The organism is Microbulbifer maximicatervae (SeqCode) (assembly GCF_052467385.1).
Genome location: NZ_CP174311.1, coordinates 4,863,497 through 4,889,158, shown reverse-complemented (window position 1 = coordinate 4,889,158; position 25,662 = coordinate 4,863,497). Strand labels below are relative to the sequence as shown.

The 25,662-nt window shown below is 45.6% G+C and carries 24 protein-coding genes and 1 riboswitch; of the genes, 13 read left to right on the top strand and 11 right to left on the bottom strand.

Annotated features, from left to right (window positions below; genetic code table 11):
• The first annotated feature begins 11 nt into the window (after nt 1-11).
• From ACJJIR_RS20930 to ACJJIR_RS20920, 3 genes are all read left to right on the top strand, one after another.
• A complete protein-coding gene (locus ACJJIR_RS20930) occupies nt 12-836 on the top strand; it encodes a peptidylprolyl isomerase (protein ID WP_444906694.1) in 825 nt (274 codons plus the stop codon).
• Nucleotide 837: 1 nt separating this feature from the next.
• The gene (can, locus tag ACJJIR_RS20925; protein ID WP_282930420.1) at nt 838-1,485 is read left to right on the top strand and encodes a carbonate dehydratase; all 648 of its coding nucleotides are present in this window, start codon (nt 838-840) and stop codon (nt 1,483-1,485) included.
• A 1,136-nt stretch (nt 1,486-2,621) separates the two neighbouring features.
• Nucleotides 2,622-3,086 (top strand): PraA/PraB family alkane oxidation protein activator, encoded by a 465-nt coding sequence (locus ACJJIR_RS20920; protein ID WP_444906692.1) that lies wholly within the window; start codon nt 2,622-2,624, stop codon nt 3,084-3,086.
• A gap of 521 nt (nt 3,087-3,607) precedes the next feature.
• Here ACJJIR_RS20920 and ACJJIR_RS20915 read toward each other — a convergent pair.
• Nucleotides 3,608-6,703, bottom strand: a complete 3,096-nt coding sequence (locus ACJJIR_RS20915; protein ID WP_444906691.1) for a TonB-dependent receptor — start codon at nt 6,701-6,703, stop codon at nt 3,608-3,610.
• A gap of 847 nt (nt 6,704-7,550) precedes the next feature.
• Between ACJJIR_RS20915 and ACJJIR_RS20910 the strand changes: the two genes are divergently transcribed.
• A complete protein-coding gene (locus ACJJIR_RS20910) occupies nt 7,551-8,036 on the top strand; it encodes a hypothetical protein (RefSeq protein WP_444895515.1) in 486 nt (161 codons plus the stop codon).
• Between the two features lie 207 nt (nt 8,037-8,243).
• On the opposite strand, the gene ACJJIR_RS20905 is transcribed toward ACJJIR_RS20910, so the two are convergent.
• From ACJJIR_RS20905 to ACJJIR_RS20890, 4 genes are all read right to left on the bottom strand, one after another.
• Nucleotides 8,244-8,660, bottom strand: coding sequence for a hypothetical protein (locus ACJJIR_RS20905; protein ID WP_444906690.1), 417 nt, complete (start codon nt 8,658-8,660; stop codon nt 8,244-8,246).
• A gap of 8 nt (nt 8,661-8,668) precedes the next feature.
• Complete coding sequence (locus tag ACJJIR_RS20900; RefSeq protein ID WP_444906689.1) at nt 8,669-9,361, bottom strand: hypothetical protein; 693 nt, start codon at nt 9,359-9,361, stop codon at nt 8,669-8,671.
• A gap of 526 nt (nt 9,362-9,887) precedes the next feature.
• Nucleotides 9,888-10,427 (bottom strand): SF0329 family protein, encoded by a 540-nt coding sequence (locus tag ACJJIR_RS20895; RefSeq protein WP_444906688.1) that lies wholly within the window; start codon nt 10,425-10,427, stop codon nt 9,888-9,890.
• Between the two features lie 420 nt (nt 10,428-10,847).
• Complete coding sequence (locus ACJJIR_RS20890) at nt 10,848-11,447, bottom strand: hypothetical protein (RefSeq protein WP_444906687.1); 600 nt, start codon at nt 11,445-11,447, stop codon at nt 10,848-10,850.
• A 515-nt stretch (nt 11,448-11,962) separates the two neighbouring features.
• Between ACJJIR_RS20890 and ACJJIR_RS20885 the strand changes: the two genes are divergently transcribed.
• Together ACJJIR_RS20885 and csrA are read left to right on the top strand one after the other, a co-directional pair.
• Nucleotides 11,963-12,169 (top strand): hypothetical protein, encoded by a 207-nt coding sequence (locus ACJJIR_RS20885; RefSeq protein ID WP_444906686.1) that lies wholly within the window; start codon nt 11,963-11,965, stop codon nt 12,167-12,169.
• 9 nt (nt 12,170-12,178) lie between these two features.
• A complete protein-coding gene (gene csrA / locus ACJJIR_RS20880) occupies nt 12,179-12,367 on the top strand; it encodes a carbon storage regulator CsrA (protein WP_444906685.1) in 189 nt (62 codons plus the stop codon).
• 95 nt (nt 12,368-12,462) lie between these two features.
• On the opposite strand, the gene ACJJIR_RS20875 is transcribed toward csrA, so the two are convergent.
• From ACJJIR_RS20875 to ACJJIR_RS20850, 6 genes are all read right to left on the bottom strand, one after another.
• A complete protein-coding gene (locus tag ACJJIR_RS20875; RefSeq protein WP_444906684.1) occupies nt 12,463-12,963 on the bottom strand; it encodes a GNAT family N-acetyltransferase in 501 nt (166 codons plus the stop codon).
• Nucleotides 12,964-13,340: 377 nt separating this feature from the next.
• Nucleotides 13,341-13,850 (bottom strand): DUF2971 domain-containing protein, encoded by a 510-nt coding sequence (locus tag ACJJIR_RS20870; protein WP_444906683.1) that lies wholly within the window; start codon nt 13,848-13,850, stop codon nt 13,341-13,343.
• A 344-nt stretch (nt 13,851-14,194) separates the two neighbouring features.
• On the bottom strand, nt 14,195-14,689 hold the full coding sequence (locus ACJJIR_RS20865) for a hypothetical protein (protein WP_444906682.1): 495 nt from the start codon (nt 14,687-14,689) through the stop codon (nt 14,195-14,197).
• Entirely contained in the window at nt 14,686-15,609 is a 924-nt protein-coding gene (locus ACJJIR_RS20860) for an endonuclease/exonuclease/phosphatase family protein (RefSeq protein ID WP_444906681.1), read from the bottom strand. The genes ACJJIR_RS20865 and ACJJIR_RS20860 overlap by 4 nt, the downstream gene beginning before the upstream one ends.
• A gap of 408 nt (nt 15,610-16,017) precedes the next feature.
• Nucleotides 16,018-17,790, bottom strand: a complete 1,773-nt coding sequence (locus ACJJIR_RS20855) for a bifunctional protein-serine/threonine kinase/phosphatase (protein WP_444906680.1) — start codon at nt 17,788-17,790, stop codon at nt 16,018-16,020.
• A gap of 101 nt (nt 17,791-17,891) precedes the next feature.
• Entirely contained in the window at nt 17,892-19,367 is a 1,476-nt protein-coding gene (locus tag ACJJIR_RS20850) for a NarK family nitrate/nitrite MFS transporter (RefSeq protein WP_444906679.1), read from the bottom strand.
• 412 nt (nt 19,368-19,779) lie between these two features.
• Between ACJJIR_RS20850 and ACJJIR_RS20845 the strand changes: the two genes are divergently transcribed.
• From ACJJIR_RS20845 to moaD, 7 genes are all read left to right on the top strand, one after another.
• Entirely contained in the window at nt 19,780-21,081 is a 1,302-nt protein-coding gene (locus tag ACJJIR_RS20845; protein ID WP_444906678.1) for an MFS transporter, read from the top strand.
• A gap of 143 nt (nt 21,082-21,224) precedes the next feature.
• Nucleotides 21,225-22,433 carry an alginate export family protein gene (locus ACJJIR_RS20840; RefSeq protein ID WP_444906677.1) on the top strand — a complete coding sequence of 403 codons (1,209 nt, stop codon included), beginning with the start codon at nt 21,225-21,227 and terminating at the stop codon, nt 22,431-22,433.
• Between the two features lie 196 nt (nt 22,434-22,629).
• Nucleotides 22,630-22,780, top strand: a riboswitch (molybdenum cofactor riboswitch).
• Entirely contained in the window at nt 22,769-23,746 is a 978-nt protein-coding gene (moaA, locus tag ACJJIR_RS20835; RefSeq protein WP_413664021.1) for a GTP 3',8-cyclase MoaA, read from the top strand. (Overlaps the previous riboswitch by 12 nt.)
• A 4-nt stretch (nt 23,747-23,750) precedes the next feature.
• Complete coding sequence (mobA, locus tag ACJJIR_RS20830) at nt 23,751-24,350, top strand: molybdenum cofactor guanylyltransferase (protein ID WP_444906676.1); 600 nt, start codon at nt 23,751-23,753, stop codon at nt 24,348-24,350.
• Between the two features lie 2 nt (nt 24,351-24,352).
• A complete protein-coding gene (gene moaB / locus ACJJIR_RS20825; RefSeq protein ID WP_444906675.1) occupies nt 24,353-24,895 on the top strand; it encodes a molybdenum cofactor biosynthesis protein B in 543 nt (180 codons plus the stop codon).
• A 3-nt stretch (nt 24,896-24,898) separates the two neighbouring features.
• Nucleotides 24,899-25,390, top strand: coding sequence for a cyclic pyranopterin monophosphate synthase MoaC (gene moaC, locus ACJJIR_RS20820; protein ID WP_282951931.1), 492 nt, complete (start codon nt 24,899-24,901; stop codon nt 25,388-25,390).
• 21 nt (nt 25,391-25,411) lie between these two features.
• Entirely contained in the window at nt 25,412-25,657 is a 246-nt protein-coding gene (moaD, locus tag ACJJIR_RS20815) for a molybdopterin converting factor subunit 1 (protein ID WP_444906674.1), read from the top strand.
• Nucleotides 25,658-25,662: the final 5 nt, after the last annotated feature.

Below are 25,662 nucleotides of genomic sequence, written 5' to 3'. Positions count from 1 at the left end.
GGAGTTGAGTCATGAATACATTACTGGCCACTGATGCTGCCGGCGGCGAATTTGAGATGGCCGAGGTAGTGGCCGTTAACGGAACTGAAATCCCCGCCGACCTGATCTACCAAGAGATGCAATACCAGCCTGCCGATTCTCCGCGTCAGGCGATTTACTGCGCCGCACGCGCTCTGGTTATCGGCTGGCTGTTACGAGATCGAGCTGCAGGGCAGGGTCTCTGCGCTGCCGATGAAGACTTGCACAGTGAGGCTTTCGATCGCGCAGTCTCAGATCTATTAAAAGGCGAGCTACAGGTGAACCCGGCAACCGACGCCGAGTGCCGCGCTTACTTCGAAGCCCACCCGTATAAGTTCCGCTCCGATCCCCTCGCAGAAGTACGCCATATCCTGATCCCGGCTGCACCGGATGACTCCGAGGCCTGCGCCAAGGCACGCACCGCAGCCGAGAATATGCTGGAACAGATTCGCGCCGACTCCAATCCGCTACAATCCTTCGCTCGTTTGGCCCAATCCCACTCAGCCTGCTCCTCCTCCGAAGCCGGTGGCAGCCTCGGCCAAGTAGGGCGCGGTGATATCGTCGCCTCCTTCGAACGCGCAGTGTTCGAGCAGGGCACCGGATTGGTAGCGGAACCCGTGGAGACTCCCTACGGTGTGCACCTGATTTATGTGGAGCAATGCGAGCCGGGCCGCCCACTGGAATACGAATATGTCTCGGAGCGCATCGAGGAATACCTGACCGAAAAACGCCGCCGCCAGATGACCAGCGACTACCTGCAAAAAATGGTGAAGGCCGCACAAATCTCTGGCCTGGATTTATCGGGGGAGGCCCACTGAGGTGGCAGAGATTCGCCAACTGTTCGCGCGCAATCGCGCTTGGGCGGAAGATAGGACGGCACAGGACCCGGAGTTTTTCCAACGCCTGAGCCGCCTGCAAGTACCCAAGTATTTATGGATCGGCTGCTCCGATTCCCGCGTGCCCGCCAACGAGATTGTGGGCATGGCACCGGGGGAGCTGTTCGTTCACCGCAATATCGCCAACGTGGTGGTACACACAGATTTTAATTGTCTCTCGGTACTGCAATACGCCGTGGAAGTACTCAAGGTTGAACACGTGGTGGTGTGTGGCCACTACGGTTGCGGCGGAGTACAGGCTGCCATGGGCCACAGCGAATGTGGCCTGGTGGATAATTGGCTACGCCACATCAAGGATGTCTACGCCCGCCACCGGCAAGAGCTGGAATCCCTCGATAAAGAATCCCGCTCAGCGCGCCTTTGTGAATTAAATGTGATGGCACAGGTACAAAACCTGGCCATGACCAAAATAGTCCAGCACGCCTGGGACCGAGGCCAACGCCTCAGCCTGCACGGCTGGATCTACGATATTCGCGACGGCCTGATTAGAGATCTGGGAATGCGGATGGACGACCGCGGCCAGGTGCCAGAGATTTATCATGTTTATGGTGAGGTGCAGGAGGAGGGGTGAGTTTATAACTGCTATATCCCCTTCGAGACCATAAGTATAAATAGCGCAGTTGCGTTTAAATATTTTTAGAAATGCAGAGTTTGATTCCATTTCGCTTCTGCTAACGCCGACGGCTATCAGCATCAGGTGGGGCGGAGCGATACCGCCGTCTCTTTCCAAACTGCAAAGAGGGTAACCATAAATACCGTTATCCTCAATCACATGTTCGACCCATGCTTATCTCTATTTATTCTAACTCCCAATATTGCACTGAGTGCAAGGCACAGCGACTAAATACCGAATATGATAAATAAATAGCGGTTTATTACTGATAGGGCCCTCAAATACCTGAATTACCCAAGCTGCGAAATAAAGCCAATGCACTCAAAATCGCGGGATACTGGCGTAATAAGAGCTAGAGATAGATTTTGGTGAGGAGATAATCAGTTGGCAAAAACGGAAGGCCAAACCCTAGAACGAGCTGAGCAACTTTTAGAAGTACAAAACCAAATTGATCATTTGAACATCAATTTGGATATGTAATTTATACGCTAAAATCTCTCTTTCTTCTACTCTGCGCTTGCCGCTCCCCTTAGTACTCTGCTTTTCCTAAAAACGCTACTTTCTATGCCACTTTATCGCCTGAGTTCTATCTGATTTTCGAACATCGATAGGAGTTAAATAGACTTATCTTAAAATCTTCGAATACTGAAAGCTCAATATTTAAAAAGTATTCAAATTTAGTAACAAAAAATTAAGGATAAGCAGACAAAGATAAAAAGTTTTACGCCCCCAGATAGTGGCTTACTTATTATAAATAAATATATTCACGAATAAATGAAAATCATTAAGTAATTTATAAGTTCATAAAATTAATAAATACTCCCGATATTTATCCTCACGAAAAAAATATAACTAAAACTGGCATCAAATACCATGTTTATCAAAATTTGTATCCCTCCGAACTGACGAAGAAAAGCGTCTTATAGGAGTGGAGATAAGAGGACTTGGAAGTTGAATATTACTGCAGTTTAAGTGGGCCCAATTTTTTGCTTCTCCAGCGATGATTAATGTAGATGCATTACCCGTAAGGGATGAATACTCAGCGTATTCATGCTTCTACCTATTCTAATTACTAAAAATAGGAAATAATGATCATGAAAAAGATCCTTACCGCGCTCGCCCTGGCAATTGTTAGCACTGGTGCAGCCGCTGACACCTGGTCTCCCCAAGGTACCATTGGCCTGGCCAATGTTGGTGATATAAAAGTATCTAAGGGTATAAACCTTACTTGTGGTCTATCCGGTAGTTCTACTACAAATTCATCAGGTAACGCCTCTGTGGGCAGCTTGTCACTGAATACTGGTTTCCTTTGTGGAGCAGTTAGTTTTACCAATCTGCCCTATACATTGGTAGGTAATGCAGGGAATACCGTAACCCTAAAAGATGTAACTGTTGCAGCTATTACCGGCAATTGTTTTGGTGATATTACCGGTAGTTTTAACCAATCTACTGGAGAAATTACTTTTAATGCCGCGGTACTCCCAAGCGTTGGTATTGGTAGCGATTGCAAAATAACCGGTACTATCTCCACAAATCCCCAGGCATCTTTCGTGCCATAAGTAACCTTTAATAGGTCAATATCTAAAGTAGAGTAGTCAGAAAGTACTGGCTGCTCTACTTTTTCCCCGTCTGTATATTCATAAAAAAACAATATATCTGCTTCTAAATATCAATCATTTTCTGCAAAAAAAATTCTTATCCTCTTTTTAATATGCCTGTCATTAGTTGACCCGCTCGCTTTATTAACTCGGCACGTTAATAATGTACCAAATGTAGAGCTATATAGTTTTTACCCAACTATTTGTTTTTAGATTTTATAAACTTGCATTTTTGGCTCAAAGTTACTTTAGGCCTTAATAAGAAGACAATGCAGGGAGACTAGGGTATTCCCAAAATAAAGTACAATTGGGAGGTGTGTGGCTAGTCCTAGCAAACAATCATCAACCGCCCGCTATACGATTGGTCGATGATTTATGTGAGTGAAAAGAAGGTTAGAAATAGAGGTATTTTCAGGCATAGCCAGTCTGAAAAACCAGTAAGACACTATAGGAATATTAGTGCCTTACTGGAAATATAAAAATCAGAAACGCTTATTTAGACTAAAGCCTATAATACGCGGATCCAGGGTGAATACATTGGTAGTAAGGCCGGAGTCATCACTATTGGTAAAGGCGCTTGTGATAGGCGTATCATCAAAGATATTTTTCACATATAACTGCATTTGCAATTCTGATTCCGGATGGGTTAGGGTTGCTGATGCATTGAAGTTATCCCAGGCTTTTAAGCGGTCATACTCGGTATTATAAACCCGCGCATAACTTTCAGACTGTCGATAGTAATCGGCACGTAAAGCTAATTCCCAATCTGAAAGGGGAATGACATGCTCCACTGCTAAGTTAAACGTTAACTTAGGAGCATTTGGTAGTTCATTGCCACTTAGATCAGCAGAAAAACCGCGCCCGCCATTGGGGGCATCAGTAAGTGGATTATATTCGCCCAGATCGTAACCGAAAAGAGCCAGCATTTGATCCCATCGGAAATTTGGATTTTCAATAGAATCAGAGTAAACGCCCCATTGCTGTGAGCCCGCACATAATGCCCAAAGGGGGACTACACCAAAAAATCCTTCCAAGGCAGTCATAGCAGCTTCTACATATTCTACCGGAGCAATACAGTTGGAGGGTACCTGTAAGCTAGGCCGCAGAACTGTCCAGTCTTCATTTCCCTGGGTGCGGTCCATAACATCTATAGATTCCTCCCCTTCTGCTATGCGGGTTCTCAAGTAACCCACATTCATATTCATCCTGGTGCTCTCTGTCATTTGCCATGCCAGCTCTAACTCCAATCCCATACTTTCTGCATCAAAGTTTTCATTTAATGCGATACGATCAACAATCTGGGAAACCTGGTAATCGGTATAGTCGTAATAGAAAGCTGTTGCATTTAAGTTTAAACGGCCATCAAGCAAAACATTCTTGGTGCCGAACTCAAGGGAATTTACAAATTCAGGTTCAAAAGTATTAGGTAAATCTTGGTATTGAACCCGCGCTGGATCAATCACCGCACGTGGTGGGTTAGAACCGCCTCCTTTATAACCGTGGGCAAAAGAAACGTAGAACATAGTATCATCGGTAAAGGGAGTATCTGCTCGCCAGTCTAGCACTGCCCGCCCGGTATACTCTTGCCAATCCTGAGAAAACTCCTCACCCTCAGGATATCCCATATTGGAATAACCACCTGAGCTGCGACCTGAATAAGTATCACCATCTTCATAATAATTACCAAGTAATAACTGGCTAGGTACAGGATTTGTGGTCTTTTCATCATTGGTATAACGTAGACCAGTGGTAAGTTTTACATCGTCAGTAATTTGCCAATATGCCTCACCAAATACAGCCCAGGAACTAGTTTCTACCAAATTACGGCTAAGAAAATAATTATGACCCATTTCATCTACATTGTTTAACGAATTAGGGTCTACATATATACAGTCATCCCCAGATAAATCTGTGGCGGGGTCAATGCAATTTATCGGAATGATATTGCCATCTTCATCGTATCCCCGACTGTAAACATATTCAGAAATCATGGTGAACATGTTATTAAAAACAAAGTAATCATCCTGGGTTTCAAAATTGAGGTAGTTTGCACCAACGGAGAAATTCCAGGGGCCATCAAAAGCTGTTTGCAAACGGAACTCCTGACTCCACTGTTCATTATCAGAGCGGCTTATATCTACTGCCAAAATACCATCAGAGGCACCGAGTTGTGGGTCGGTATAAATTCCTCCAGGTGTAGGGCCTAATGCCCAACTATCACCAAGTTCTGCTGAGTCAGTAAAGACCGCGCCGGTTGTAAAACGATTATAGTCCTGAGATGAGTAGTAATCGTCCTTAGCATAGGTAGACTGAGAATAAAATGTCAGAGTATCAGATAAAGCCCATTCAAAATTCAGTTGTACTAAATCATTTTCTGCACGAAATACCGGGTCAAAACTAGTGGATATTTCACGTAAATCACGTGATTGATCAACCCCACTGTAGGGATTTGGGAGGTTTGTGAGACTACCATCTTGAAAAAGATTTGGGTGGATAAGCATTGTCGGTGCAACTATATAAGCAAGGCCAGCCCCATTGGGTGCACTAAAAGCATCACTACTATATAGCGAGCTAGGCAAACAGCCCTGACTTGTCATTGCTTGGGTAAACTGTGTTGTTTCCGTATCACCGACCATTGCATCACCGGGGTCAGTAGTACAAAGCTGCTTACCAGTGCGGGATCGCTTGTCATCTTCATCAAAGTGTTGCCAAATCAAATTAGCATTAAACTTATCACTGGGAGTCCATTCAAAAATGGCACGCGTGGAGTAGAGATCCCGGTCGTTAACATCATTCTTGGTATAAGTATTGTAATCAAAGCCATCCCGCTTGGTCATGGCTCCAGAAAAGCGGAAAGCCATAGTTTCACCCAGCGGTATATTCAACATACCCTTGGTACGCTTACTATTATAATTGCCCACTTCAACCTCAATCTCTGAGGCGAATTCATCTTCCGGCATGATTGGTAACATATTAACCACACCAGCAGTGGCGTTACGACCATATAATGTGCCCTGAGGGCCACGCAGAACTTCTACCCGCTGTACATCAAAAAATTCCTGCTCAAACAGACGATTCCTGATTAAAGAAGCATTATTAAAACTTACCGCAACGGCAGGATCACTACTGGCAGAAATTGACTGAGTTCCCACTCCTCGAATAGAGAAATTGTATGAGCTAAAGTTTGTTTTGGAGAAGTTAACATTGGGAACGGCTCGCAACAGTTCATTGCCCCCTTCGATCTTTAAAGCATCCATGTTATCCCCAGATAGCGCAGAGACTGCAATAGGCACATCCTGAATGCTTTCCTCAATTTTCTGTGCGGTAACCGTAACTTCTTCAATAGCCGAACCAGAATAGTTACTGGGCTTGTCCCCTTGCCCCTCCTGGGCAAATGCTGCCACAGATGCAGTATTTATTACCAAACAGGCAATCGCCACACTGTACCAGGGGGTTGAATAATCGCTTGAGTTTGCGGCGGGGATTGCTTGAGCAATCAAATTTTTTTGTTTACGAAGGCGCATCATCATACTGAGTTTCTCTCTCTTATGCTCACTATTATTTTTTTTCAAGGCCAAAACTGCCTTCCTTGGGGCCCAACTAGATTGAAGACGTAAAAAAATGATATTAGGGGGGATGAAAAAGAGGTTAAAATTTTAAAAACTTTACTTTTTTTAAGTCGCGCACAAGAATTGGGCACAATCGAAGTCTGAGCGTTGAAAACCGTGCCTAAATGGTTGGTGGGCATCTATATTAAATAGAAATTTTTCAACAAATAATAACCTTCAGGATCTCATATTTACATTGTAGATATAATGTAAGTCCTCACAGAATGTTGACGTAGAACAGAATTGTATAACATATGAAAGAAAGAGCTTTTCATAGATATCATAAGGTTAATGTCTAGCTTGATTCAGCTTATTGTCCGTTAAAGAAGCATGGAAATTAAATGTGGTTACTATTTGGTAAACCTAAGTCTTACTAGATAAGTATGCTAGTAGTGAGAATGGCCTTGTCTAAAGTAGGTTAAAAGTATCAAAAAAATCATAACACTCTAATATTTAAAAAATTTTTAATTTAAATTCTGGCGTTTGTTTTTCCTCTGATAGATATTTTTCCAGGTAAGCTTATTCTATTAAAAGCATGTCATTCTATTTGGTGAGTTTAGATATATATTCTATAGAATTTGATATATCACTCATCAAATAAATTTCTGTAAAAATTCTATCTATTAAATTTATAGCATTTTTCAGGTATGTGATTTTTTATGCTCTGATCTGGTGCATGTCTTCCGTTCTTGATCCATCAGTAGGGTCCTAATCCAGTCTTTTTAGGGGGAACTTATACCGATATTTCTTAGCTCTTAGAGGATCAGCTTGAGTTCAAAATACTTATATAAAATCTTCAATCAACAGAGGCATAACAATGAAATTTATCACCACATTAATTGCTGCGGTAATTTATATATTACAGGCAACTATTCAAGATTATAAAATCAGAGAGCGAGAATATTCCGTTCCACTTTCAACTATGCCAGATAACGTACAGGCACTTGCAGATGAAATGTTTGAAGAAGCAACTAAAGATAAGCAGCTTACTGCAGAGCAAGCTCAACAGATTGAAGCTGGTATTTGGAAGATGTTAGGTGAGGGCGCTGTACTTCAGAGAAATCATGAGCTAAAAAAAACAAGAGAAAAAATATCTTACTTAGGGCAGCTCTTATCTTGGTTTATGAAGGCAAAAGGGCTGACCTATGCACAGATTGAAGAAAAATATAGAAGCGAATTTACTGAATCTGAAAAGGAGCTACATAGAGCAATTGTAGAATCTGCCTCTCGTTCCAATCAGGATCTAGTCGGCAAACTTTGGAAGTCAATCTGCAAAACCTTTTGGGGGCAGGCAAAGCTATAATCGGTAATTTTCTATATAAATTTATTTAACTGCCAACCTTATTAAGTTCCTTATAGGTTTATATTAGGAACTTGTGATGGCGCTGATCTTAAACCGGATGAATATAGTCTTGCTATGATAAATAGAGTAGCTACCCAAATTCCATAGAAAGTAGTAATGCAAACAACAAATCTATGGAGCTCTGGATTGCTACTCTAAATAACATAGCTATTTATTTTCATTGCTTAGGTCGATAACTTCAATTCTTACCCCTTTATCAACCATCTCGGATAAATGGAATTTACCGTTAGGTTGTTTAACTATAGATTTTTCAATATCACCAGATACAAATTCCCATAGCTCAGGGTTCAGTGCATTTGGCTTTGGTTTGTAAACTTCCGCAGTGAAACCACGTTTTGGTTCATTTTCACGTAAAATAACGATATCACCCTTGTAATCTGGAGCTGTTATTATCGTTAATGTAGTTGTTTCAATCTTATCGCCGAATCCTTTTTTGTTCCACTCTCGTAAAACAACATTAACTTGAGCTTTGTCCAGTTTAACATCATCCGTTTCCGTGCTGGCACAGGTGAAGGATGACAATGTCATTAAAAATAGTAGTAGGATTTTTATAGGTTTTAGCATAAATATAATTACTTACAGTTGGTGGAAGTAATAGTTAAAAGATTGTGTGTGTCTGGCGGTACAACGATAATTCCTGAGAGCCAGGGAAACATTTTTAATTGTGTCTTAGTATATAATCCATCGCCAGCTTCTTTTTCCCAGTGTGATTCGTACACAAACTCTTTTGAATAAAGCCATACATGCCTACCGCCACTTGACATTCCCAGTCCAAATGGAATATTTGCAAACGTGTTGTAATCTGCGTCTTTTTTCTTTGTTAGATTCAAATAGGTAGTTACTTTATTTTTACTCGGATTATAGTTAATAAGAGTATTGCTTATAGGCACACGACTGACACTATAAGTACAGCTTTTCTTTACCTGGTTGTAGTAGCTCGCAATATGTTCACCAAGACCATCACTAGGGTGCTTAACGTCAGGATTATAATATACGCCTTTCCAGTTATGAGTATTAATCAAGTATTTTGCTAACTCGGTACCTTTTTCTCCAAGTCCACCCACTCGCTTGCTGGAATTAAGCTTTCCAAGCTTCTCAAAACTATATTTAAGAACCCAAATTGCCATTGTTATACAATCGCTAGAAATATGATTTTTATATTTTGTGGGGTTACCTATTTTAAGCTGGCTACCAACATGATTGCTGTGATCATTCATAATAGAATTAATCTTGTCTACAGCATGCTGTGAAAATGTCTTTGTCATACCTAACTTCCCAGTTGTTATTATTGTGGAATTTCCTTATCGAGAACGATTTGATTAGATGACAATAGCCAATTAGGGTCAAGGAAGTGAAAATAGAGATCCTGTACTGCTGAGTTTGTTATAGTGTATTTTTGGCTGATAATATCGCTCTAAAAACGAAGCTATTTCACATCTTCTATTTTTGATATTTATCAATCACAGACATAAATCATTAAGAATCAGAAAGTTAGTACGGTGTATAGTAGGTATGCACTTGGAAGCCTTTGGACCTTGATGCTACTAACGCAAGAAATAACATAGCATTACACCGAGTATAAGAAATAAAAAAATGGGGTGTGATAGATAATCTTCGCCCAAAGTTTTATGTTAAATCAGAGCGCGTTATCTATATTTGGAGCTACATTTCTGAAAAGTGGACTATCGTACCGGGTATGCCTGGTGTTAAGTGTTGGAGTAAACGGCCCTGCTATCTAAACCTTGTAATATTATCTTGATGGCTTGCAGGATACTTAGATAATTAAATAACCTATGGATGTTGCGTTGAAGAGGTTTGTTCTGTGATTGCCGGGGCTTTAATACCTTCAGACTCTAATCTTATGCTCAATAATTTCTTTGCTAATGGATGCAAAGTTGCTGCATCAATCTCTTTGAGTCTACGCTTGCCTAAACGCTTATCCAGTGTGGCTAGGGACTGAATCAATGGGTTCTCGGAGTTTAGAGCTTCATCAACTTTGAGGGTATGAACGAATTCCCAGCAGGCTTGATAGGCATCTTGTCGAGATAACTCTCCATACTCCACCTCACCATAGGATAGTTTCTGCTTTTCACTTACATGCTCAGGCACTTCGGAATCAGTAACCCAGCGATTATCTTTTCTATAGCAATTACCACTCGCTCTATTCCAAAAGGCCCTTGTACAGAAGTTTGCTATGACCTCCTTATCAAAAGTTAACCAGGCATGTCCACATGAACAGTTTCCATAACTGGTACTGTTGATAGAGATACGGCCATCCAGGGATGGAGAAAACTTTTCTTCAACTAGAGATTTCAACTTACTCCACATCATTGGGAGATATTCCTAATTACTAATAACATCTAATTAATAAATCGATTCGATTGCTGTGGCCAATCAAAGATTAGGGTTCTGATAACTGCATCCTTCTACACGAGAACACCAGAACTCTACGCTTTTGTTGTAAGTTACCTTTATAGGGTTGTCCATTTCTAAATGTTTGATCCATGGAGCATATAGATACTTGTTAAGATTAATACCCAGTTGAGAATAAGCTAAGGCTTGAGTAAAGAATCCTAACGTATACAAACTTAACATCATTAAAGATAAGATCACTATCTTCTTCATGGGATTAGCAAATATATTAGTAGAGTTTTGATTGGTCTTAAGTTCATCAATAGTTATACATCCTATTGGCTTAGATATCTACGGGCATTCAATATCTGTACAGGTCGGGGTGTATGTGATCTCCCCTTAAAGGTCATGCTGAAAGCTCATACTTGCTGTACTGCCTGGGACTAAGCTTTTTGTACCTTCCCACTTGAATTCATCTTCTCTTGTCTCAAACAAGTTAAGAATCAATTTCAATATACTGTTTGATTCTTGCGAGTCGGTATAATAGTAATCATGAAATGATACTGTATAGAATATACTACCCAGATGTATTCCTTTGCTATAAAGCCTCATTTCATTCTTTACATCTATACCATCAAGCTCGTAATAAGCATTGCCGTTTTTTTCATAACTCTGCTCTTTTTGAAAGTCAAAAAGATACCCCGGCCTTGAATATTTTCCAGACTTAAGATGCTTAATCTCCTCGTTGCCCCAGGCTATGCTGGATGCAGGTTCTGAGGCGGTATAAACCGTGATATAGAGCGCATATTGACCTTCTGGAGATGTTGCGATGATCATACCCTCACTATCCTCATGGCTCCACTTGCCTGGCAGTGAGACGCTCCAGTATTCATGATCAAGGTGTGTTCTTGCTTCTAAACCACTTAATTTTTCTACCGGTATATTTGTAGCGCAGGCAGATACAAATATTAACGCTAATAACCCGAAGTACTTATACACTTTTACACCCTACCGAAGGTAAATCAGAATACTCAAAAGAAATTGCATCATATCATTTGGTCCACTGATTCCAAAAATCGGAAGCTTTTCTATCCAGAAAAAAACTATCTACCGATAGGATCGTCCGGGTTAGAAAAATTACTTATGAGTAGAAAGGGACTTACGTACCGGATATTAAGGCCTGAAGCACTTAATAGAGTGGGCATCGCCATCAAAAATATAGGCACAAAAATGATCTTATTGGATTTTATTCAGTTTGTTTTAGTGTCAAAGCTGCGTAAAATCGATAGATATTTATTGGTATTTTGGCCGGAATTGGGTGGCCTTTTGAAGGCCGATGACCAAAGGCCAAAGGGATTCGAGAGAATCAAGACATCTAAGAGTTTTCTAAAGAACCATCTTCTCAAAGGAGAACGGTAGCGTGACGTAACAGTAAGTAAAAGGCGCTGACCCAAGGTGCAGCAACACCAGGGGCCAGCTGACCAAATTGATAATCTACCTATCAAAATGGCTATATGGATCATACGCTAGAAACCCGCTCGTCTTCAATAAAGTGGAGTACATTCAGCGGCTTGGAGCGATTCCCCAAGCTCTGGGAGCGTATTGCCTGCCTTTTCTTCTTCTATGCCTACCGTTCCCGCGCACCACCCCGTATTTCCTCACAAAGTTACTTTCTCAGCCTTCCATCAGAGAAGGTTTACCCATGGTTTGAGTGTCAGTAGGAAATAACTATGTTGATCTTAAAGCGCCGGACAGGTGAAAACTTAAGGATTGGAGCCAATGTCTCAGTCACTGTATTGGAAGTTAAGGGTAATCAGGTGAAGATAGGGATACGTGCTCCCAAATCTTTACCCGTTCACCGTGAAGAAATATTTATACGTGTTCAAGAGGAACGGACATTGGAGGAAATAAACTCCTAAGAGACTTTTCACAACTATGGAATCTCCCAAAGCAGCGGCAGCCGAGCCAACTTCATTAAACGTAAAACTGGCTGCCCTGTGAAGTAGCATGATTATTAGTCGCTATTCTCACATTGGGATGAGTTTCCGTAAAGAACTAAAGTGTACTCTCCTTTTGTGCTTTTATAAGGTTTCCCCATTCTAGAAAATCCAAATTTTTCTAGTAGGTAATGCATATGACTATTGTTTTCTCGAGTAGTAGCGAAACAGGTGCTTTTAGATAAACCATAAAGAATAGCTTGCATTAATTCACGGCCATAGCCTTTTCCACGGGCAGAGCTTACTACATATAACCAGCCCAGCTCATACTTGTATTCACTTTGGTCTTGAGCATTTGATTTTTTGAAAATCTTTTCTTTATAGCTGACTTTTGGGTTTTTGAGAGCACCTATGGCTATGAACTGATTATCATCTTTAATGAAGATAAGTTTCTCAGCTTGGTAAATTCTTTGTCTTAAACCGACTGTTGAAACTTCACCACCTTCTATAACGAATTTTTCAAATACTCTGATTTCACTTTCGCTACAATCTTCGGGGTTCTTAATGATCTTTTGCATATTTTTAGTCTGTGGCGGTATAGAGAAATGGATGGTTTAAAATTATTTTTTTATTATCAGGTTGATCTGTTGTGACTTTTTGTTTTCCCGATAGGCTGAAAATTCAGTTGAAATTGATTCGGGTGTAAGCTCACATCAAATACATCTATACTATTGTATTGGCCTTTATTTGCTTCATTTATTTGATTAATTATTTCGTCTCGATTTGTACTTCCGCGTAAGTTTTTCTCATTTGCTCAACAACCGATGAAGACTTTTTTAATGCATTCTGGAGGTAAATTAAAAAGTACAATACTCCGCTGATTGTTTTTGTCATTTGTATCTGTCTGTATCGGTTTGTTATCAGCAGCACTAATATTATGGAACATTCTATATTCTTATTCATAGCTCCACTCGACGCTTTTAACAAGAAGGGCATTATGAGTAGAATCATTTGTCCATGAACCCTCATACCTATCTGTTCTATATTGAACTTTAAGCGGTGTGCCTGTGTATGAGCATATGTTCTCAGATCCATGTTTTTTTATTTTCTGATTGAAAAATGGATGTGTAATGTCAAGTTCTAAAACAAACCCCTCATGATTTTGTGCATAATGAGACCACATTAGCAAATTATCAGGCTTTGTGGTTAGGCATAGGACACCAATATCATCGTAGACTAGATTAATACCATTCTTTTTTAAGTGGCCTATCTGTTCGGTAATAGCACCGTTTTCATTGTGCATTTCAAGTATTTTTAGCATGCTGGCTGATGATTTTTGACCTTCAAAGGGATCATTGAACACACCAGGTTGTGTAAACCTCAGTTTTGGAGATAAGAAGAATTCATGGCTGGGATCCCATGCCATGTATTTATAAAGAGGTCTATTTGCTTGTAGTAATATCATTGCAACTACCCATTGCTTAGATAAAATTTATAGCTTTTCACTATTTGCTACTCGGTCAAAGTCGCATAGTAGGTGAAGTGTATCTGACTTATATGAATAATCTTACTTTTAGGACGTAGCTTTCAATCTACGGAGATTCAAGATCTATTTGGAATGCCGCTTCAATGATTTGGTAGAGCCAGTATCAATGGTACGGCAAGCTTATGTTTTACTAAATAAAAATTTCCTACCCGGGTTACGTAATTGCCAGTGCTTTTTATCCTGATTTAAGAATTTATCAAAAAGAAATTATGATTATAAATTAAATAATTTTCCTAAAAATCTATGAGGTAACTTTGATTTGCTCAACATTCCGGTGCGCTTAAGCCAAGGTCGGGATCCGATTTTTCTGCGTTTACCTTTGCAATAAATGTTTTTAATGATAGATGAAGCTGTGGATCGGAGATTACTTGCCCCAGGGCAGAACCAAATTCCAATTGGTTTTCACAAACTATATGGTTTTTCTTATGAATAACACTAATAGGGTATCCATCTTCAGATCGCTTGATTCGAACAAATGGTTTTTTAATGTCTGCCTCAGGGTTTCGAAAATATAAAACTGCATAGCCTGTGGGTTTACGTTTATTACTTTCAAGTAAGTTATTTGAAGCAATCCTTTGAAGAGCTGAACTTGGTGTTTCATATTCAGCTTCTTCAAATATTTCGACTCTAAAATCAAGAAAACTAGTAACAGAGCGCGCAAGGAGGTCAACCACAGCCTGAATTTCATTGTTATTTTTAGCTACAATATCAGCGTTAGCTTTGCCTTCCTGTAGAAGCTCATCAAATCTAAAGTTCACTCAATTACCTCCGTAGGTACTCTAGTTAGTTCGGAAACAATAGGCATGTGATCAATAAAGCTGTCTTTGTCATCAAAAGGCTCAATAAATTCTTCTCTTGAAAGTACTTTTGTCTCATGCTCGTTTAAATGCCAATCACCTTGCCCAAGAAAACTACCAGAGAATAACATTTGATCGTAAGTATGCCACAAAGTGCCAGCACCACTCTTGTATTTTAGCGTTCCTGATCTGAATAGTTGACCACAAGATGTATGGCTGTATTTTTCCGCTGAAATAATTTCCCGCCAAAATGGATTGTACAGATACTGTTTTGGATATCTTGCGACAGTTTCAATACATCGAGACGAGTCCAAGTGATCAATCATGCTAGAGTCATAAGGGTTATCATTAAAGTCTCCCATAACTATAACATGTTCACCACTCTCCATAATTTGCATTGCATAGTCATTTACGAGTCGAGCTGATTTGGCTCTTCTTTCAAATCCATTTCCATTTAAGCGACTTGCCCAATGGCACAAAAAGATAGATATCTTTTCTCCATCATCTAGATTGTACAAGTTAACAACTTGCGCAGCTTTTATAGTGTTATTTTCGATGATTTTCGTAATGCTTCGGTCGGTTTCAATCGTTATCTTATTTTTATTATAGAAAACAGCAATATCAAACCTTGTCCTTCCGACTTTGTCACATAATGGTAGAGCTGACATAGTATCGAAATTTAACTCGTTGAGGACTTTATCTACATCAGTTTCAGAGATCTCACATACAGCTAGAAAATCAACATGTTCAATTTCAAAAAGAAATTTAATGTGCTCGCTGATCTGACCATATGATTCGTCACTAGCATGCGACGTGGCCTTTGGCGATGCAGGTGATAATGCGATATTCCACCAGCATAACTTTAAGTTGTATAAAAGCATTAAGGATCTACTTAATGGAAGAATATATGATTGATATTTAAAACTGCGTACTCAAAAGTAGATTTAGCATATTAGTTGTTGAAATATACGGAAGATTGAGATATGAACATAGCAAGTAAAAATGATAAGTGCATTAGCAAAAAGTTTGTCTCGTGGTTATATTTTGGCTACATTCCTTATAGGTAGAAGCCAGTAAAAACAAGTATTTTAGCGTATAGAATTCGATGGGCAATACGATATTGTTCTTGGTCTGTTTATAACAGCATAGGAAGTTGTCAGATGCTACAAATAGAACAAATAAGTCGCGGTAGATAATACCTTTTTACTTTGTTTTCTAGATCTAGGTATTTTGTGAAGATCTCATGTCAGCACTTCTGGAGGTGGGACTATGGTGCATAGTATCAATTGCTAAGCACTAGACGAAAACAAAGCTGCCACCGCCAACAAAGTAGCCACCCAAATCCCACAAAGAACCTTCCAAAACAAAGACGCATCCCCTTTCTCAGTAGGATCTTCCCTTAGGTAATCGGGGTTAGGATTGGCCAGGTCGCGCATAAATTCCGTTAGGGTGGAGTAGCGCTGTTCCAAGTCGATACTGCATCCCCGTTCCAGGGCGCGGTCGAACCAGATGGGGACTACCGGGTTAAATTGGCTGGCGGTGCGGTAGCGCAGGCGCTCGAAGTCGGCGTGGGAGCGGCAGTTTTCAATTTCTTCGCCGTAGGGCAATTCGCCGGTAAACATTTCGTAGGCAATAGTGGCCAAAGCATAGACATCGCCGCGAATACCGCTGTTGTGCCCGAGGATATAGTGGGGGTCGGAGTAGCTGGCGGTACCTAGCGCTTCCGGGTGCTCCAGGGGGCGGAAAATCTCGGCACTGCCGGCGACATAGACTGAACCGAAATCGATAATTTTTACCCGCCCGTCGCCGTCGATCATGATATTGGCTGGGCGCAAATCCTGGTGAATGGTTTCCTGATCGTGGAAGGCCTGAAGCCCGGTGGCAATCTCCTTAAGGATGCGAAACGCTTCCGCCGGTTTGGGAAAGCGGTTATTGGTGATCCACTGCTCCAGGGTGCTGCCCTGCACATACTCCATCAGGTAATAGAGCGCGGTGCGCGGGCGGGTCTGGCGGTGTAGGCGCACTACCTGGGGGCTGCGAATACGCAGGCCTATCCATTCTTCCTGAATAAAGCGGTCGATATAGTGGATATCGTCCTCGTAATTTACCGAGGGAGTTTTCATTACCAGGATTTCCCCGGTGGCACTGTCGCGCACCAGGTACAGCTGGCTGCGCTGGGAGGAGAACAGCTCCCGCTCCACCTGGTAACCATCCAATACCATGCCCGGTTCCAACTCCGGCGGGAAGGGCAGGCGGGTAAGCTGGCGGCTGTAGTCGTCCAGGGTGGTTTGTGGCAATGCTTTTACCTTTACCACTAATGCGGAGAGGTTATCGTCACTGCCGTTTTCCTCGGCGAGGCGCACCAGGGTTTCTGCTGTTTCCTGTTCGCTTGTTTGGGTATCTGCCAGCAGCTCCCGCAGCAGATCCTGATTGATAAAGTCGTGCACGCCGTCGCTGGTAATCAGCAGTACATCGTCCTTAGCCAGGCTGAGCTGGCCGTAATCCACTTGCAGGCCGGTATCCATTCCCAGCGCGCGGGACAGCATCTGCTGGCGGTGGGCCAGGGTGATGTTGTGGTCCCGGGTGAGGCATTTAAGGTTGTCGCCGCGCAGGTGATAGATACGGCTGTCGCCGATATGGAAGTAGTGGGCGGTGCGGGATTTAAAAATCAGGGCAGAGAAGGTGCAGAGGAAGCCTTTTTCCTGTTGGGGAAAGTCGTGGCTCTTGCGGTATAGCTTGCTGTTAATGGAGGCGAGAATTTTCTGTCCGGCGTGGGCCACAGACCAGGTATCCGGCACCTTGTAATAGTCCCGCACAAACTGCTCTGTAGCGGTGTGGCTGGCGAGGGCGCCGGCTTCGGCGGAGCTGACTCCGTCTGCCAGTGCGGCGACTGCGCCCAGGTATTCCTGCAAGTGCGGGTTGTCTGGCCAGTGGTAGATTGCGGCATCTTCGTTCTGCGGTTTGATGCCGGCACTGGTGCAGAGGCCGTGGCTCAATCGCGGTGTCTGGGCTTCGGGGTTTGCCTCGGTTTCTGTTTGCACCCCGGAATTGGTTTCGCTCACAGCTTTCTCCTATCTCTTTTCGTCCCCTCAGACCAACGGCGAAAAACAAAGAAGGGCCATTGGCCCTCCTTTGCGTTTGTTGCTGGATAACTGCTTTACGATCACTCCACGCTGATCAGCTGCACCGTGCCATCCGGTAGCACTTCGGCGATATTGCCTTTGGGCTCTTCCAGGAACAGGCAGGCGAAGAAGATCACCGCTGCTGCGCCGCAGATAATCAGGAAGAACTGGCTGTAGCTGACATAAGACAGGGCAGTAAGGAAAGTAACCGCACCCACGTTGCCGTAGGCTCCGGCCATACCGGCGATCTGCCCGGTCATGCGGCGCTTGACCAGGGGTACGACAGCGAATACGGCACCTTCACCGGCCTGCACGAAGAAAGAGCAGCACATGGTGGCGATGACCGCAGCGGGAATCCACCAGCTGCCGTTAATCTGGCTCAGTACAAAGTAACCCACTGCCAGGCCGCCGATCAGGAACATCAGGCTGCGGCGGCGTCCCAGTTTGTCAGAGAAGTATCCACCGGTTGGGCGGGCCACCAGGTTCATAAAGGCGAAGCCAGAGGCGAGCAGGCCGGCCTTCACTGGGCTCAGTCCTTCAAAGGTTTCCAGGAAGAACAGGGGCAGCATAGAAACCACGGCCAGCTCAGAGCCGAAGGTAACGAAGTAGGCCAGGTCGAGGATGGCTACCTGCTTGAAATTGTATTTTTCCAGCTCGGGCACACCTTCGCGCAGGTGGTCTTTGTTTACATTCCAGATCATGCGGGTCTGGAAGGCGAACAGTGCTACCAGCAGTCCCCACATTGCGTAGGTGGCATTCTGGCTCAGCAGGGCTACGCCACTGGGAGACAGTTTGTAAGCCAGCGCTGCCAGTGCCAGGTACATGGGCACATTCATCAGCAGGTAGAAGTAGAAATCCCGCTTGCTGGTTACTTCCAGGCCGCCGCTCTTCTTCGGTTTGAAGTAAGTGGAACCTTTAGGAGTGTTGCGGGCAACGCGGTAGTAGATGATGCCGTACAGGCCGGCGATGATGCCGGTGAGGCCCAGGGCATAGCGCCAGCCGTCTTCACCGCCGAACAGCAGGGCGATGGTGGGTAGGGTCATGGCACCGGCAGCAGAACCGAAATTCCCCCAGCCGCCGTAAACACCTTCTGCCAGGCCGACTTGTTTGGCTGGGAACCATTCACCCACCATGCGGATACCAATTACAAAGCCGGCACCCACAAATCCCAGCAGGAAGCGGAACAGGGCCAGGGATTCATAACTGTCTGCGGTGGCGAAGCCCAAACAGATTAAAGATGAGGTCATCAGCAGACCGCTGTACACCAGGCGCGGCCCCAATTTATCCACCAGCATACCGATAATGATACGGGCGGGGATGGTGAGTGCCACGTTGAGGATTAACAGGGCTTTTACTTGCTGGCTGGTGAGGTCGAACGCTTCCTTGATAAAGACCATCAGCGGAGCGTGGGAGAACCACACCACGAAAGTCAGGAAAAACGCAAACCAAGTAACGTGCAGCGTCTTTATTTTGGGATCGCCCCAATTAAATAAATTGAGGCCGCTGGATTGACTCATGACTATTTTCTCCGGCTTCTCAGAAATTTTTAGAGGTGGATAGGGTCATGACCGATAGTATTTGAGCAGCGCCAGAGGGAAAGCGCGCAAAAGGGGTAAGTGGAAGGGAAATTGATTTGTATATGGAAGGGAGTAACCCCTTGGGGTTAGTAGCTCGGAGTGGGTAGGGGCGGTTTTTAGTGCGTTTCTACCCCTGTGGGGGTACTTGGCGGAAATTGATAATGATTAAAAAGGGTTTTTGGGAGTAATTGTCGCTAGCCGATTTTTTGTGCATCTTGCCAGTAGCTTGCCTCTGTAGATTTCTCGCCCCCGCTGTAATTCTGTGATCACTTTTCTTGGGCGGGGGCTCAATGCGGTGCATAACCGGGGTGGCAATTAATTTTCGACAGCCAATATTTTGGAGATGCCTGCCGTGCAATATACACAGCAACTTGCCGGGCGCGCGCTGATATTTGCCTCGGCCATGTTCGCCGCTAACTTTTCTGTGTGGACGCTCTATGCGGTATTGGGGGTAGAGATTCGCGGGCAGTTGGATCTGTCTGCAACTGAATACGGGGTTCTACTGGCTGCGCCAATTCTGAGCGGGGCGCTGTTGCGTTTTCCGGTGGGATTACTGGTGGAATACTTTTCTGCGAAAAAGCTGATTTTATTGCAGATGCTGTTATTGCTGCCGGTGCTCTTTTTGTTGCCCTTAATTGATAGCTATGGGGCCCACTTGCTGGCGGGGTTGTGGCTGGGTATTTCCGGGGTGTCTTTTGTTTTGGGGATTCGCTATATCAGCCCGTGGTTCGAAAGAGGGCGGCAGGGTACTGCGATGGGCATTTTTGGTGCAGGGAATGCCGGAGCTGCAATTACCTTGGCATTGGCTCCTGCCATTCAAAATTGGTTTGGCCGCGAGTGGATAGGGCCGGTTTATGGAGCCGGGATTATCCTGATGATGGTTTTATTCGAATTTTTTGCACCAGAGGAAACCCGCTATATGCGCAGCCGGGGAAAACCGGATCTGCGCAGTCATTTAAAGCCGCTAACGCAAATCCGGGTTTGGCGTTATGGGCTCTACTATTACTTTGTTTTTGGCAGTTTTCTCGCGCTTTTATTGTGGTTGCCGAATTACTATCTGTCGGTGTACCAAGTCAGTACGCCAGTAGCAATGGCACTCACCCTGCTGTTTGTGGCCCTTTCCAGTTCACTGCGCGCTTTGGGGGGCTGGTTTGCCGATCGCTACGGTGCGCGCACCGTCAATTGGAGTGTTTTCTGGACCTGCCTGGTCTGTCTTTTCTTCCTCAGTTACCCGCCCACCAGTATGACTATTCACGGGGTGGAACGGGATGTGCATTTAAATATTGAAGTGGGTATTGAGCTGTTCACTTTACTGCTACTGGTTATCGGTATCGCCCAGGGATTTGGCCGCGCGTCTGTTTACAAAGCGCTGCACGATAATTTCCCCGCGCATATGGGGAGTGTTGGCGGTACCGTAGCCACTATTGGTGCCCTCGGTGGTTTTACCCTGCCTGTTCTTTTTGGTATCGCTCAGGACTTAGTAGGTATCCACAGTGCGGCCTTTATGCTGCTCTACGGTGTGCTCGCTATTTGTATGTTGGTTATGTATTTGGCGATTCAAAGAGAAAATTATATGCAGCGTTTACAGTACGCACAGCAAAATAATTTCCTGCTTGAGGAAACCAGCGAAACCGAGGCTTTGCCGGATAGGTAGTGCCCACTACCAATAAGGGATTACGCCTGAGTAAAGGCTAGGGAGTAAAGATTAATTAAGCAGGAAAAAATATATGGTTTCAGTCGAGTCTGAAAAATTGTAATTTGTCACTGTTCACTCCGTTGTTGCAAAGGAAAAGCGTCATGACCGTTTCCAAATTCCCAAAAATTCTCGGTGCCTTACTGTTGGGGGCATGCAGCACTGTCGCATTGCAGGCCGCTGCGCAGGAAAGTGAAAATGCCACTCTGGTGGATGCGTTGAAATCCGGTGAAGTCGGATTGAATCTGCGTTACCGCGTAGAGACTGTTGATCAGGATGGCATTGATGATGAAGCAGTTGCATCCACTTTAAGAACCCGCCTCAACTGGCGCAGTGGCAGCTACCGTGGCTTTACCAGCTTCCTGGAAATGGATGATGTTACGGCGGTTGGCAATGACAGCTACAACTCCACCATTAATGGTAAAACTGACTACCCGACTGTAGTTGATCCAGAAGGAACTGAAATTAACCAGGCCTATATTCGCTACAATGGTGACAACTCCATAATTACCGCCGGTCGCCAGCGCATTAACCTGGACGGGCAGCGATTTGTCGGCGGTGTTGGCTGGAGACAAAACGAGCAGACTTACGATGGTGTTCGTTACCAGTACGGAAGTGCCGATAGCTTCCAGTTGGATTATAGCTACGTCTACAACGTTAACCGTATTTTCGGTGAAGACAGTGCCGGTTCCGATATGGGCGGCGATATCCAACTGTTACACGCGATTTATCCAGTAGCTGAAAACCATAAAATCAGCGCTTTTGTTTACAATCTGGATCTGGAAGATCTCACCGATAATGCCAGCCGCACTTATGGGGTAGATTACAAAGGTAAATTTGGTCCGGTAAAAGCCAACCTGAGTTATGCGCACCAGTCAGATATTGGTGACAACCAGTATGACTATAGTGCTAATTATTACCTGGCAGAGCTTGGCGCTGATCTGGGTCCTGTTGCGGCAAAACTCGGTTATGAAGTTTTGGGTTCCGACAATGACGTTGGTTTTAAAACCCCGCTGGCAACCTTGCACAAGTTCCAGGGTTTCACTGATAAATTCCTGGGAACCCCCGCTGATGGTGTCGAAGATCTGTATGTTGGCGGTTCTATGAAAGTGGCCGGTGGCAAGCTGGGTTTGACCTATCACAATTTTGAAGCGGCCGAGGGCTCCGTTAGTTACGGTGATGAGTGGAACCTGAGCTACGGGCACAAAATCACCGACGACATTTCTGCACTCGTTAAGTACGCAACTTATCGTGCTGATGAGTACAGCACTGACACCGACAAGCTTTGGATCATGGTAACCGCTAATTTCTAAGCGGCTGAAAGAACTCCTTAGCGAGGCCCCCGGCTTCGGCCGGGGTTTTCCCCGCACCTTGAACCTGTTTTTATAATTTATAAATTTTAATCGACTGAAGCTCCACGTTTTGATGTCTCCCCTAGGAGCATCAGTTCGAGCACCAAGGGAGTACCACCTTTGCCCCAAGCATAAATTAACCAGCTTGATACACTGACATCAGTTTAAACACCGAGTCCCGCTACCTAAACCGCGTCGTTTTTTATTGACGTTGCAAGGTGCCGGGACCGTGGCCGTACCGGCCACCAGGGTCTAGCGGGAAACTGCGCGGCCTCCCGACATTGGAAAGGCGTTTAATGTTACAAGACAATTTTGGCCGTAGGTTTTACTACCTGCGCCTGTCCGTGACGGACATCTGCAATTACCGCTGCAACTACTGCCTGCCCGAGGGCATCGGTTGCGGACGTTCCCTGGAAGGGGAAAATCCTCTCTCAGTCGCTGAAGTGGGCACATTAGTGCGCGCTTTCGCTTCACTGGGCACGGAAAAGGTACGCCTTACCGGCGGAGAGCCCTCCCTGCGCAAAGACCTGGTGCCGCTGCTCGAAGCCGTGCGCGCTAGCGATAAGATTCGCCGCTTAGCCATCACCACCAACGGTTACCGCCTGCCCAGTCAGATTGACGACTGGCACCGCGCGGGCTTGGATCAGGTGAATGTCAGTATCGACAGCCTCGACCCGGCTCAATTCCACCATATCACCGGCCACAATCGCCTGGATAAAGCCTTAGCAGGCCTGGATCGCGCCCTGGCCTTGGGTATCGATACCAAGGTCAACGCAGTGCTGATGCGCCAGTACAACCTGGCCGAGCTGGATAATTTCCTCGCTTGGGTTCGTGAGACTCCGGTGACCCTGCGTTTTATTGAATTGATGCGCACCGGCGATAACCGCGAGTTCTTCGCCAGCAACCATGTCTCCGGTGGCGATATAGAAACCCTGTTGCTGCGGGAAGGTTGGGAGCAGGTGATCCGCACCCGCGATGCCGGTCCGGCGCGGGAGTATTTCCACCCGGATTACGCCGGTCGTATCGGCCTGATTACCCCTTACGGCAAGGACTTCTGTGCAAGCTGCAACCGCCTGCGGGTATCGGCCCAAGGCAAGCTGCATCTGTGCCTGTTCGCCGACCAGGGCTTTGATATGCGCGAAATCATCGCCGATGGCGATAGCGAGGCACTGGCAGCTCATATCCGCGAGTTGATTGTGGATAAGACTGCAGGCCACCAGCTGCACGAAGGTTTCACTGGCGCTACCCGCAACCTGGCGATGCTGGGGGGCTAGGGTTATGGCCAGGGCTCTTGGTAGTAAATCGACAATTGGTGTGGTGCTGGCCGGCGGCCGCTCCAGCCGGATGGGCCGCGACAAGGCTCTGCTGGCCCACCCCCAACGGGGCAATTTTTTGCAGCATGCCGAGGCATTGCTGAGTGGGCTTCCGCTGGAAAAAGTCGTCACCAGCGGCGCTCGCCCCGGAGCGATTGAAGACCTGGTGCCAGAGCGGGGCCCTCTGGGCGGCCTTTATTCGGTAGCCCTGACAACCGGTGCCGATGCGGCCCTGGTGATTCCGGTCGATATGCCCTTGCTTGGGCGGGAGCACCTCGCAGAGTTATTGGCAGAGGGGCAGGCAAGTGGCCGGCCCTGTTATTTTGAAAACTTCTTTTTTCCCCTGTGGCTGCCTCTGAACAGCGACTGCCTGGATTATTTGCGCCGTGCTGTTGAGGGCAGTGCGCGCAATTCTGTCGGCGCGCTGCTGCGTCACCTGGGGGCCAAATCCATACCCATAAAAAGTGCTGGCGATTGGCATCGCAATATCAATACGCCGGCAGATTATCTCGGCTTGAGTACGCCGGATAAAACTCCAGAAAACAGTTTTTTGAGAGACCACTGATTATGTCCGCACACGCTAGCAAAGAATTTGTACCGCTCAATATCGCGGTACTCACCGTATCCGATACCCGCAACGAGCAGACTGATACCTCTGGCCAGTACCTGGTGGAAGCCCTCAAAACTGCCGGCCATCAGCTCGCGGATAAGCGCATTACCCCGGACGATGTTTACCAGATGCGCGCGATGGTCTCCGCCTGGATTGCCGATCCCAAAGTGCAGGTGGTATTGGTGACCGGCGGTACTGGTTTTACCGATCGCGACTCCACGCCGGAGGCCCTGAGCCCGTTGTTCGATAAAACCGTCGACGGCTTTGGCGAGCTGTTCCGCCATATTTCCCTGGGGGATATCGGCAGCTCTACCGTGCAGTCCCGCGCGCTCGCCGGCCTGGCTAATCGCACGCTGATATGTTGTATGCCCGGTTCCACCGGAGCCTGCCGCACGGCTTGGGAAGGCATATTGCTGGAGCAGCTGGATGCCCGCCACAAGCCCTGTAACTTTATCCCCCATGTGCGCTTTGCCAGCGCGCCCTGCGAGAGCCGGGGGTAATTTGTGAGCCAATTAACCCATTTAAACCAGCGCGGCGAAGCCAGCATGGTGGATGTTACCGAGAAGGACATCACTGACCGCAGCGCCCTGGCCGAGAGCAGCATCTGTATGAGTGCAGAGGCTTTTGCACTGCTTAGCCAAGGGGCGCACAAAAAAGGCGATGTGCTCTCTGTAGCTCGTATCGCCGGCATCCAGGCCGCGAAGAAAACCTCGGATTTAATTCCCCTGTGCCATCCACTGGCGTTGACCAAAGTAGCGGTGGATTTCGAATTACAACCGGAAAAGCACAGTGTGCATATCACTGCTTTCTGCCGCTTGGCCGGGCGCACTGGGGTAGAGATGGAAGCGTTAACTGCAGCTTCGGTAGCGGCGCTGACCATTTACGATATGTGCAAAGCCGTGGACCCGGCGATGGAAATCGGCCCGACCCGCCTGCTGCAAAAAACCGGCGGTAAGCGCGGCCACTGGCGTGGCGATGCTGCGGACAAGGCGTAAAAATTTCAGAGGTGTAAAGCGATGGTAAAGGTTCTGTTTTTCGCGCGTCTGCGCCAGCAATTGGGCATGGGTGAGACTACCCTGGAGGACTTTTCCGGCAGTCTCAGCGAGTTGCGTAAAACCCTATGTGAACAGCGCCCGGATTGGAGCCCGCACCTGCAAAGGGATGATATTCGTATGGCCCTGAACCAGGAGCTTGCAGAAACCGGAGCCCAGGTGAAGGCTGGGGATGAAGTTGCATTTTTCCCGCCGGTTACCGGCGGTTAGTGGTG